Source organism: Rhizobacter sp. (assembly GCF_031412495.1).
Taxonomy (GTDB): domain Bacteria; phylum Pseudomonadota; class Gammaproteobacteria; order Burkholderiales; family Burkholderiaceae_C; genus Schlegelella_A.
The window spans coordinates 1-3923 of record NZ_JANODC010000143.1; the positions used below are offsets into that span (position 1 = coordinate 1).

The following is a 3923-nucleotide window of genomic DNA, read 5'->3' on the forward strand; positions in this document are numbered from 1 at the left end:
CTCGGCCTGCAGGTGCTCGTTCTTGACCAGGTGAACAGGGACGTAGTCATAGGCCAGGCCCTTCAGCTCGAGGGCGATGCGGACGCGAAACGACGCCGAGGACCGGAAGTAGCTGTACAGCTGCATCTCGCGGCCGACGAGGACTAGACGATCTCGACCTGCAGGCTGCCGATGCCGCCGACCTCGGCCTTCAGCACGTCGCCGCGCTCGACCGCGGCCACGCCTTCGGGCGTGCCGGTGAAGATCAGGTCGCCAGGCTGCAGCTCCCAGGCCGCCGACAGGTGCTCGATGATCTCGGCGATGCTCCAGATGAGCTTGCCGATCGTGCTCTTCTGGCGCACGACGCCGTTGACCTGCAGCGAGATGGTCGTGTCGGGGCCGATCTGCGTCGAGCCGGCCCGGTGCAGCGGCCCGATCGGCCCCGAGGCGTCGAAGCCCTTGCCGATGTCCCACGGCCGGCCCAGCTTCTTGGCCTCGCCCTGCAGGTCGCGCCGGGTCATGTCGAGGCCGACTGCGTAGCCCCAGACGTGCCGCATCGCATCCGCGGCGGCGATGTCGCGGCCGCCGATGCCGATGGCGGCGACGAGCTCGACCTCGTGGTGCAGGCTCCTGGTCAGGCTCGGGTACGGCATGCGGCCGACCTCGCCCTCGGCAACGACGAGCAGCGCGTCGGCCGGCTTCATGAAGAAGAAAGGCGGCTCGCGGCCGGTGAAGCCCATCTCGATCGCGTGCTCGACGTAGTTGCGACCAACGCAATAGACGCGCCGGACGGGGAAGGTTTCGCCGCTGCCGCCGGCGACCGGTAGGGAGGTCACGGCGGGGGTAGGGATGACGTGTTTCATCGCTGAATCATGCCATGCAGTTCACTACACTCGGCGCCATGGCGACCCTGCGCAGCATCAAGCATTGCCGGGCCTGCGGCGGCGAAGTTCACTACGCGACGCCGCCCGACGACAACCGCGAGCGCGCCACCTGCCGCCTCTGCAGCACCGTCCACTACGAGAACCCGCTGAACGTCGTCGGCACCCTGCCCGTCTGGAGGGACCAGGTGCTGCTCTGCCGCCGTGCCATCGACCCCCGGCACGGGCTGTGGACCCTGCCCGCGGGCTTCATGGAACTCGGCGAGACCACCGAAGAGGGGGCGCTGCGCGAGACGGTCGAGGAAGCCGGCGCCCGCGTCGAGCTCGAGGGCCTGTACACGCTGATCAACGTCGTGCGCGTGGGCCAGGTCCATCTCTTCTACCGGGCCCGCATGCTCGACGTCGACTTCGTTCCCGGACCCGAGTCGCTCGAGGCCCGGCTCTTCCGCGAGGACGAAGTGCCCTGGCCGGAGATCGCCTTCCGCACGACGAAGATGACGCTCGAGTTCTTCTTCGCCGACCGACGCGAAGGCCGCTTCCCCGCCCACTTCGCGGACATCGCCTAGGCCGGCGGCGCCTCAGCGCCGGGCCGGCGGCAAGTCGGTGCAGCTGCCCTCGAAGGCCTCGGCCGCCAGGCCGATCGATTCGCCGAGCGTCGGGTGCGGGTGGATGGTCCTGCCGATGTCGACGGCGTCGGCGCCCATCTCGATGGCCAGCGCGATCTCGCCGATCATGTCGCCCGCGTGCGTGCCGACGATGGCACCGCCGACGATGGCATGGCTCTCCGCGTCGAAGAGCAGCTTGGTGAAGCCCTCGTCGCGGCCGTTGGCGATCGCCCGCCCCGATGCCGTCCAGGGGAAGAGCCCCTTCGTCACCTTCTGCCCGCGCGCACGGGCCTCGTCTTCGGTAACGCCAACCCAGGCGATCTCCGGGTCGGTGTAGGCCACGCTCGGGATCACGCGCGCGTCGAAGGCGCGCCGGGCCAGCTTCGCGTCGCCCAGCTGCTCGCCGGCGGCGACCTCCGCGGCGACGTGCGCCTCGTGCACCGCCTTGTGTTCGAGCATCGGCTGGCCGACGATGTCGCCGACGGCGAAGATGTGCGGCACGTTGGTGCGCATCTGGATGTCGACCGGGACGAAGCCGCGATCGCTCACCGTGATGCCGGCGTTCTCGGCGCCGATCTTCCTGCCGTTGGGAACGCGGCCGACGGCCTGCAGGACCAGGTCGTACAGCTGCTCCTTCAGGGCGCCCTCGCCTTCGAACCTCACGAGGATGCCGTCCTGCCTTGCCTCGGCGCTCACCGTCTTCGTCTTGAGGAGGATGTTGTCGAAGCGGCGCGCGTTGAGCTTCTGCCAGATGCGGACCAGGTCGCGGTCGGCGCCCTGCATCAGGCCGTCGAGCATCTCGACGACGTCGAGGCGCGCACCGAGGGTCGAGTACACCGTGCCCATCTCGAGGCCGATGATGCCGCCGCCGACGATCAGCATCCGCCGCGGCTGCGACGGCAGTTCCAGCGCGCCGGTCGAGGTGACGACGCGGGGGTCGCCCTTGGGCATGAACGGCAGCTCGACGGCTTGCGAGCCGGCGGCGATCACGGCGCGCGTGAAGCCGATGCTCGTCATCCCTCCGCCGGCGAGCTCGACGCTGACATGGTTCGCGTCGCTGAAGCGGCCGCTGCCGGTGACCACGGTCACCTTGCGCATCTTCGCCATCTGGGCGAGCCCGCCGGTCAGTCGGCCGACCACCTTGTTCTTGTGCGCCAGCAGGCGCGCCGGGTCGATCGCCGGCTTGCCGAACTCGACGCCGAGCGCGCCGAAATGCGCCACCTCGTCGATCACCGCGGCGACGTGCAGAAGGGCCTTGGACGGGATGCAGCCCACGTTGAGGCAGACGCCGCCGAGGACCGGGTAGCGCTCGACGAGCACCACCTTCAGCCCTAGGTCGGCGGCGCGGAAAGCCGCTGAGTAGCCGCCGGGACCGGCGCCGAGGACGAGTAGGTCGCAGGTGAGGTCGCCGCCGAGCGCTGCGGGGGTAGCTGCAGGCGTCGGCGACGACGCCGGCGTCGCTGCAGGCGGTGCGACCGTTGCGGTGGTGCCGGCAGGCGCCGGAGCCGCGGCTGGGGGGGCCGACGCTGCCTCCACGGCCTCCAGCGTCAGGATCGCCGAGCCCTCGTTGACGGTGTCGCCGACCTTGACCTTCACTTCCTTCACCACGCCGGCGTGCGACGACGGAATCTCCATCGACGCCTTGTCGCTCTCGATCGTGATCAGGCTCTGCTCGACCCGGACCGTGTCGCCCGGCTTGACGAGCACCTCGATGACACCGACGTCCTTGAAATCGCCGATGTCCGGCACCTTGACGTCGACGCTCACAGCAGCACCCGCCTGAAGTCGCCGAGGATCTGCACCAGGTAGGCATTGAACCGCGCCGCCGCGGCGCCGTCGATGACCCGGTGGTCCCAGCTCAGCGACAGCGGCAGCGTCAGGCGCGGCTGGAACGCCTTGCCGTCCCACACCGGCTCCGTCGTGCTGCGGCAGACGCCGAGGATCGCCACCTCGGGCGCATTGATGATCGGCGTGAAGTAGCGGCCGCCGATGCCGCCGAGCGACGAGATCGAGAAGCACCCGCCGCTCATCTCGCCCGGCGAGAGCTTGCCCTCGCGCGCCTTCTTCGCCAGCTCGCTCATCTCGGCCGAGATCTGCAGCACGCCCTTCTGGTCGGCGTCCTTCAGCACCGGGACCATCAGGCCGTGCGGCGTGTCGGCGGCGAAGCCGATGTGGAAGTACTGCTTGAGGACCAGGTGATCGACGTCCAGCGACGCGTTGAACTCGGGGAACTTCTTCAGCGCCGCCACGCAGGCCTTGATGAGGAAGGCGAGCATGGTGACCTTGATGCCGGCCTTCTCGTTCTCCTTGTTGGTCGCGACACGGAACGCCTCGAGATCGGTGATGTCGGCGTCGTCGTGGTTGGTGACGTGCGGGATCAGGACCCAGTTGCGGTGCAGGTTGGCCGCGCCGATCTTCTTGATGCGCGACAGCTCCTTGCGCTCGGTCGGGCCGAACT

At 69.2% G+C, this 3923-nt stretch carries 5 protein-coding genes; 1 reads left to right on the forward strand and 4 read right to left on the reverse strand.

Annotated elements, in window-relative coordinates:
* On the reverse strand, positions 1-126 hold a 126-nt coding region (locus AC30N0_RS05195; RefSeq protein WP_489516870.1), incomplete at its 3' end, for a glutathione S-transferase N-terminal domain-containing protein.
* Between the two features lie 17 nt (positions 127-143).
* Complete coding sequence (locus AC30N0_RS05200) at positions 144-842, reverse strand: fumarylacetoacetate hydrolase family protein (RefSeq protein ID WP_489516867.1); 699 nt, start codon at positions 840-842, stop codon at positions 144-146.
* 56 nt (positions 843-898) lie between these two features.
* Here AC30N0_RS05200 and AC30N0_RS05205 point away from each other — a divergent pair, with 56 nt between their 5' ends.
* On the forward strand, positions 899-1426 hold the full coding sequence (locus tag AC30N0_RS05205) for an NUDIX hydrolase (RefSeq protein WP_489516871.1): 528 nt from the start codon (positions 899-901) through the stop codon (positions 1424-1426).
* Between the two features lie 12 nt (positions 1427-1438).
* On the opposite strand, the gene lpdA is transcribed toward AC30N0_RS05205, so the two are convergent.
* Positions 1439-3232 (reverse strand): dihydrolipoyl dehydrogenase, encoded by a 1794-nt coding sequence (lpdA, locus tag AC30N0_RS05210; protein ID WP_489516868.1) that lies wholly within the window; start codon positions 3230-3232, stop codon positions 1439-1441.
* The coding region (locus tag AC30N0_RS05215; protein ID WP_489516869.1) for a 2-oxo acid dehydrogenase subunit E2 at positions 3229-3923 on the reverse strand (695 nt) is incomplete at its 5' end. The genes lpdA and AC30N0_RS05215, both read right to left, overlap by 4 nt.

Coding starts and splice junctions, on each gene's coding strand:
- AC30N0_RS05200 (WP_489516867.1), bottom strand. CDS start 842: ATGAAACACGTCATCCCTACCCCCGCCGTGACCTCCCTACCGGTCGCC.